Source organism: Streptomyces sp. MB09-01, from assembly GCF_033794505.1.
Classification (GTDB): domain Bacteria; phylum Actinomycetota; class Actinomycetes; order Streptomycetales; family Streptomycetaceae; genus Streptomyces.
On record NZ_JARAYQ010000357.1, the window covers coordinates 1 to 6,532 of the forward strand.

Here is a 6,532-nt window from a genome sequence, read left to right on the forward strand (position 1 = left end):
TCTCCTGACCCTGTGAGGGCATGCGGAACCACCGCTCGCGGACACCCGCCTCGCACCCCGGGCGGTGGTTCCGCATGCCCTCACAGGGTCAGGAGATCCCCCATGTCCGTTTCCGCCCCGCAGCGGCCGGCCGAGGTCGCCGCCTCGCGCGCCGCCGGGCCGCGCGTACCCGACGAGGGCCGCACCGACCCCAGCTGCCGTGCCCGTCGTGCACGCCGGACGTTGCCCCGGCTCGGTCCGGGCGACCGCGAGGTGTTGTGGCTCTACCTGCTGACCCGCGTCGGCATCTGGACCACCGCGGGAGCCGTCGGCTGGCTGTTCCCCGCCGACGGCAACGCCCGCCGGCCCGCCTCGCCGCTCGCGCCCTGGCAGCAGTGGGACTGGACGCACTACATGCACATAGCCAGGGACGGCTACTTCCCCGGCCAGGCCGGCCCCTGGACGGCCGGGTGGGACAACAGGGAGGCCTTCTTCCCCGGCTTCCCCCTCACCCTGCGCGCCGTCCACACGGTCGTCCCCGACTGGGCCGCGGCCGGAGCGCTGATCTCGTTCCTCGCGGGCGGCGTCGCCGTTCTGGCCCTCGCCCGCATCGCCCGCCTCCGGCTGCCCGGCCGGGACGCTGGCCGGCGTGCGGTCTTCTTCCTCCTGCTCTCGCCGTGCGCCGTCTTCCTCGCCGCCGGCTACACCGAGGCGCTCTTCCTCGCCCTGGCCCTGCCCGCCTGGCTGGCGGCGCAGCGGCAGAACTGGCGGGCGGCCTCGGTCCTGGCCTGCCTGGCCTGTTCGGTGCGCGTCACCGGGCTGTTCCTCGTGGCCGCGCTCGTGCTCCACTTCGTCCTCACCGCCCGGGGTCGCGCCTGGCGCGCGGCGCCCTGGCTGTGCCTGCCCGCCCTCGCGCCCGCGCTGTACTCCTGGTACCTGCACGCGCGGACCGGGGACTGGATGGCCTGGAAGCACGCCCAGGAGCGCGGCTGGTACCGGGACTTCCACACGCCGTGGGAAGCCTGGTCGAACACCTGGGAAGCGGCCTTCCACCACACCCAGCCCACCGGGTACGCGCTGATGTGGCAGGCCGAACTCCTGGCCATGCTGGTCGGCGTGGTCCTGGTCGCCGTGCTGGTGCGGGGCCGCCGGTGGCCCGAAGCGCTCTACATCGCCCTCACCCTGTCGGCCCTGGGCACCTCCTACTGGTACACGTCGGTCCCCCGTTCCACCCTGCTGTGGTGGCCGCTCTGGACCGCCCTGGCCGCCTGGAGCCTGCGCCGCCCGCGGGTGCAGTCCGCCTACCTGTACGTCGTCGGTCCGCTCGGCACCACGGTCGCCCTCACCTTCCTCACGGGCCGCTGGGCCGGCTAGACACGTCCGGGGCGCCACCGTCCACGCCCGGCTCACCGCGCCCTGCGGCGAACGGCCCCCCGCCCGGTCCGCGGGCGCGCATACTCGGTGCATGGCCGACACCACCACAGTCGAGGTCGACACCGATGTGCACGACCGGCTCGCCGTGCTCGCCGCGGACCGCGGACTGAGCCTGCGGGCGTACCTCGCCGAACTCACCGCCGCCCAGGAGAACGAAGCCGCCCTCGCACGCGCGGCGCACGCCTTCGAGAAGGCGCTCGAACGGCCCGGTTTCCGTGACGGGTTCGCCCGCGACTTCGGCGGCCTCGCGACGCACCGGCTCCCGGAGACCCGGAACCGGCCGCCGCTGGGCGGGGCCTTCGGCCGCGAGGACCGGGCCTGACGGCACGTCACACCCCTCCCGTACCGGCGAGGCGTCCCGCCTCCAGGACGGCGGTACGGTCGGCCAGTGCGGCTGCGGCCGCCAGGTCGTGGGTGATGAACACCAGGGCGAGGTCCTTGTGTTCGCGGAGCCCGGCGAGCACCTCGAGCACGGCCCCGCGGGTGGCGGGGTCGAGGCCGGAGGTGATCTCGTCGCAGACGAGCACCCGCGGCCGTGCCAGCAGGGCCCGGGCCAGCGCGGCGCGCTGGAGCTCCCCGCCGGAGAGCTCCCCCGGCCGTCGGCCGGCCGGGCCCGCGCCCAGGCCGAGCGCCTCCACCGCCCGGACGGCCTCCGCGCGTGCGCCCCGCCCGTCGGCTCCTCGCAGCCGGACCGCCGTACGGGCCACCTGGTCGAGGACCGGCCGGTGTTCGTCGAAGGCTGCCTTCGCATCCTGGAACACGTACTGTACGGCGGCCAGTTGGGTACGGCTGCGCGTGCGCAGGCTCTGCGGCAGCGGGGCGCCGTCCAGCAGGATCCGGCCCCGGTGGCCGGCGTGCAGCCCGGCCAGGCACCGCCCCAGGGTGGTCTTGCCGCTGCCGGAGCGGCCGACCAGCGCCAGGCACTCGCCCGCCCGGACCGAGAGGTCGACGTCGTGCAGCACGTCGACCGTGCCGCGCGCGGTGCGGTGCCCGGCGCTCAGGGCCCGTGCCTCCAGGACGACCGGCCCGGCCGGGCGCGGGGCGCGCGGAGCGGCGGACACCTCGCGCACCGGGTCGCCGAGCACGGCGCGCACCGGTCCGCGCTCCACGACCCGGCCCGCGCGCAGCACGACGACCTCGTCCGCCAGCCGGCGCACCACGTCCATGTCGTGGCTGAGCAGGACGACGGCGATGCCCCGCCCGGCGAGGGCGGCCAGCTCCGCCACGACCGCCTGCTTGGTGAGCGCGTCCTGTCCGGTGGTCGGTTCGTCGGCGACGATCACCCGGGCGCCCAGGAGAAGCGCTTGGGCCAGTACCACGCGCTGCTGCTGGCCTCCGGAGAGCTGGTGGGGGAAGCGGCGCAGCGTCTGCGCGGGGTCCGGGAGCCGGGCCAGCTCCAGGGCTTCGAGCACCCGTCGGCGGACCTCCCTGCGGCCGCCTCCCCGGCGGGCGGCGACATCGCCCAGCAGGGCGCCGACGCGCCGGGCGGGGTTGAGCACGGCGGCTGGGTGCTGGGGTACGTAGCCCACCGCACCGGCCCGTTGTGTCTGCACGGCGCCCTCGACGCGTGCGCCCGGCGGGTACTCGCCGAGGAGCGCGAGGCCCGTGGTGGTCTTGCCGCTGCCCGAGGGGCCGATGACGGCGGTGATCCGGCCGGCGCGTGCGGTGAGGCTCACCCCGTCGACGACGGCCCGGCCGCCGATCTCGATCCGCAGGTCCCGCACCTCTGCCACAGTGGTCATGCCCGTGCTCCCTTCCGGCGGCGTCCCCGCGGGGAGGGGGCTCCCGCGTGCAGCGCCGCGTCGCACAGCAGGTTGGCGCCCATCGACAGCGCCGCGATGAGCAAGGCGGGCACCACCACGGCCCAGGGCTGCAGGAACAGGCCGGTCCGGTTGCGGTCGACCATCACCGCCCAGTCGGAGGCGTCCGGAGCGGCGCCGACGCCGAGGAACGCGGCCGTGGCCACCAGGTACAGGGCCCCGGTCAGCCGGATCCCGGCGTCCGCGGCGAGGGTGCGCCGCAGGGAGCGGGCCACGTACCCGAGGGCCGTGCGCCACCAGGATTCGCCCTGCATGCGCAGCGCTTCGACGGCCGGCCGGGCGCACACCTCGACCGCCGCCGCGTGGACGACCCGGGCCGCATCGGGTACGGCCGCCAGTGCGACCAGAGCCGTCAGTCCGGCGGGGCCGGGCGTGAGGGTGGCAGCGACGAGCAGCACCAGGAGGAGCGAGGGTACGGCGACCAGCACGTCCAGCGGTCTCATCAGGGCTTCCTCCAGCCAGGTCCGGCGGGTGAGGGCGGCGGCGAGCCCGAGCGGCAGGGCGAGGAGGTAGGCGAGCAGGGTCGCGCCGAGCGCCACGAGGACCACGGACCGGCCGCCGAGCAGGATCTGGTGCCAGACGTCGCGGCCGCCGAAGTCGGTGCCGAGCCAGTGGCCCTGGCCCGTGGCGAAGGAGACGGACCTCGGTCCGGCGGGGCCGGCGGCCAGGGGTCCGAGCAGGGCGAGCAGCAGCGGTACGGCGACGAGGGCGATGCCGAGGGCGTAGCGCGCCGGGGGGCGGGTCACGCGGCCACCTCCGAGCGGGGGGCGAAACGGCGTGCGACGAGGTCGGCGCCGAGGTTGACGAGGACGGTGACGACACCGAAGACGACCGCCATGCCCTGGACGACGGGTACGTCGCGGGCGGCGACGGCCTCGATGAGGACGGTGCCGAGGCCGGGCACGACGAACAGCGCCTCCACGACGATCACCCCGCTCAGCAGCCAGTCGCAGGTGCGCGCGAGCTGCTGGGTGGCGGGTGCCAGGGCGTTGGGCAGGGCGTGCGCCCAGCGGATGCGGGAGCCGGACAGTCCGCAGCGGCGGGCCTGGGCCGCGTACGGCGAGGCCATCGCCTCGATCATCCCGGCGCGCACCAGCCGGCTGAGGGTGCACACGGGCCGGGCCGTCAGCACGAGGACGGGCAGGACCAGGACCTCGGGCCGCACGAAGGGATCTGCGGCGACGGCGGTGGCCGGGAGCCAGCCCAGGTGCAGGGCGAACAGTGCGGCCAGCAGCACGCCGAGGGCGAATTCCGGTACGGCGTGCACGGCCAGGGTCAGGGCGCTGACGGTCCGGTCCACGACGCCTCCTTCGCGGCGGGAAGCGAGGACGCCGAGGCCCACGGAGAGCGGGACCAGCACGGTGAGCGTGGCGGCGGCGAGCAGCAGGGTGGGGCCGAGGCCGTCCGCGAGACGATCGCTGACGGGCCGTCCGGTGACGAGTGAGGTGCCGAGGTCGCCGTGGAACATGCCGGTGACCCACTCCAGGAGCCGTTCGGAGGCGGGCCGGTCCAGTCGCATGGCCGCGCGGATGCGGGCGATGCGTTCGGGGTCGGGCTGGTCGCCGGCAAGTGCGACGGCCGCGTCGCCGGGCAGCGCCTCGGTGAGGGCGAAGACCAGCAGGACGACGGCCGCCGTCTGCCCCAGGCCGAGGAGCAGACGGCGGCCGGTCCACGGGAGGCGGCCCGTCACGCGAGCCAGATCCTGTCGAAGCGGGCCCAGTCGAGGGTGTTGGCGGGGGCGGCCCCGGACACGCCGCGGACCTTGGGGGCGGTGGCGACGATCCAGTCGGCGAAGCCCCAGATCAGGAAGCCTCCTTCCTCGTGGAGCCGGCGCTGCATCCGCTCGTAGAGGGCGGTGCGCTCCTTCTCGTCCGGGGTGGACTGGGCCTGCTGGTACAGGTCGTCGAAGTCCTTGTGCTGCCACTTGGTGGCGTTGGTGGTGGAGGCGGTGAGCAGCCGCTGGGAGACGTGGGATTCGACGGGCATGGCGCCGGACCGGTAGGAGGCGAAGGTTCCGGAGCCGAGGATGTCCTTCCAGTACGTCTCCTTGTTGCCGACCTTGACCTCGACGGTGACTCCGGCCTCGGCCGCCTGCTCCTTGAAGATGCCGGCCGCCTCGAGGAAGCCGGTCGCGGCGGGTGCGGTGTCGAGGGTGACCTTGAGCCCTTCGGCGCCGGCCTCCTTGAGCAGGGCCCGGGCCCGTTCGAGGTCCTGGACGCGCTGGGGCAGGCCGGACGCGTAGTACTGGCAGCCCTTGCCGAAGAGGTCGTTGCCGATCTCCCCGGCGCCGGAGAGCGCGCCGTCGACGAGTTCCTCGCGGTCGGCGATGAGGAAGAAGGCCTGGCGGACCCGCTTGTCGTCGAAGGGCGGCCGGTCGGTCTTCATGACGAAGCCCTGCATGGCGCTGCCGGGCAGCCGTACGACGTCGATGCGGCCCTTGCCCTCGTGGGCGCGGGCGGTGGCCGGGTTCAGTTCGTGGGCGTACTCGACCTGGCCGCCCAGGAGGGCGTTGACCCGGGCGGACTCTTCGCCCGCGATGACGAACTCGAGTTCTTCGAGGTGGGGCGCACCCTCCCAGTAGGCGGGGTTGCGCTTGACGAGGAGGCTCGCGCCGGGCTTGAAGGAGACGAAGGTGAAGGGGCCGGAGCCGACGGGCCGGTCGAAGGCGGTGGTGTCCTTGGGGACGATGTAGGCACCGAAGGCCGCGAGGGTGTTGGGAAACTCGGCGTAGGGCCGCTTGAGCCTGAACTCGACGGTGGCGGCGTCCACGGCGCGGCTCGCCGCGAGGTCGACCGGCTCCAGCGAGGCCTTGGCACGGAAGGTTCCCTTGGGGTCGGCGATGCGGCGGTAGCTGTAGAGGACGTCCTCGGCCGTGACGGGCCGGCCGTCGTGGAAGGCGGCCCGGCGCAGGGTGATCCGCCAGGTGTCGAGGGTCTGGTTGGGCTCCCAGCGTGCGGCGAGGCGCGGCACGGGGGCGAGGTCGGCGCCGAAGTCGGCGAGCTTGTCGAAGAGGGCCTTGGCGCGGGCCGCGTCGACGAACAGGTTGGCCGCGTGGGGGTCGAGGGTCTCGCCCGGGCCGCCGCCGGCGAAGGCGGCGCGCAGCCGCCCGCCGGGCCTGGGGGTGGCGTCCGCAGTGTTCTTCGCGTCGGTCGCGGTGCCGGAGCCGGTCCCGCAGCCGGCGGCGAGGGCGAGGGTGGCCGCGCTGCCGGCGATGAGGAGGCTTCTTCGGGCGGGGCCGGTGGGGCGATCGTTCATGACGTGCCTTCTCCGTTGCTGTGGTGAGGGTGGTGGGGGTGTTG

The 6,532-nt window shown here is 74.9% G+C and carries 6 protein-coding genes; 2 read left to right on the plus strand and 4 right to left on the minus strand.

Annotated elements, in window-relative coordinates; translation table 11 throughout:
* The first annotated feature begins 102 nt into the window (after window positions 1-102).
* Together PV721_RS39625 and PV721_RS39630 are read left to right on the plus strand one after the other, a co-directional pair.
* Window positions 103-1,353, plus strand: a complete 1,251-nt coding sequence (locus PV721_RS39625; RefSeq protein WP_319733149.1) for a mannosyltransferase family protein — start codon at window positions 103-105, stop codon at window positions 1,351-1,353.
* Between the two features lie 91 nt (window positions 1,354-1,444).
* Window positions 1,445-1,735, plus strand: a complete 291-nt coding sequence (locus tag PV721_RS39630) for an antitoxin MazE7 (protein ID WP_319733151.1) — start codon at window positions 1,445-1,447, stop codon at window positions 1,733-1,735.
* A gap of 7 nt (window positions 1,736-1,742) precedes the next feature.
* Here the strand turns inward: PV721_RS39630 and PV721_RS39635 are convergent, their stop codons facing one another.
* Genes PV721_RS39635 through PV721_RS39650 form a run of 4 tightly spaced genes read right to left on the minus strand, consistent with a single transcriptional unit; the run spans window position 1,743 to window position 6,488 of the window.
* Complete coding sequence (locus tag PV721_RS39635; RefSeq protein ID WP_319733153.1) at window positions 1,743-3,155, minus strand: ABC transporter ATP-binding protein; 1,413 nt, start codon at window positions 3,153-3,155, stop codon at window positions 1,743-1,745.
* Window positions 3,152-3,979: an ABC transporter permease subunit gene (locus tag PV721_RS39640; RefSeq protein WP_319733155.1), complete on the minus strand. Its 828-nt coding sequence runs from the start codon at window positions 3,977-3,979 to the stop codon at window positions 3,152-3,154. Before PV721_RS39640 ends, PV721_RS39635 begins: the two co-directional genes overlap by 4 nt.
* Entirely contained in the window at window positions 3,976-4,923 is a 948-nt protein-coding gene (locus PV721_RS39645; protein ID WP_416371278.1) for an ABC transporter permease, read from the minus strand. The genes PV721_RS39640 and PV721_RS39645 overlap by 4 nt, the downstream gene beginning before the upstream one ends.
* The gene (locus PV721_RS39650) at window positions 4,920-6,488 is read right to left on the minus strand and encodes an ABC transporter substrate-binding protein (RefSeq protein WP_319733157.1); all 1,569 of its coding nucleotides are present in this window, start codon (window positions 6,486-6,488) and stop codon (window positions 4,920-4,922) included. The genes PV721_RS39645 and PV721_RS39650 overlap by 4 nt, the downstream gene beginning before the upstream one ends.
* Window positions 6,489-6,532 lie beyond the last annotated feature (44 nt).

What these genes read in the sequence shown, in the direction of transcription:
- PV721_RS39650 (WP_319733157.1), bottom strand. Translation starts at nt 6,488, where the DNA reads ATGAACGATCGCCCCACCGGCCCCGCCCGAAGAAGCCTCCTCATCGCC.
- PV721_RS39635 (WP_319733153.1), bottom strand. Translation starts at nt 3,155, where the DNA reads ATGACCACTGTGGCAGAGGTGCGGGACCTGCGGATCGAGATCGGCGGC.
- PV721_RS39625 (WP_319733149.1), top strand. Translation starts at nt 103, where the DNA reads ATGTCCGTTTCCGCCCCGCAGCGGCCGGCCGAGGTCGCCGCCTCGCGC.
- PV721_RS39630 (WP_319733151.1), top strand. Translation starts at nt 1,445, where the DNA reads ATGGCCGACACCACCACAGTCGAGGTCGACACCGATGTGCACGACCGG.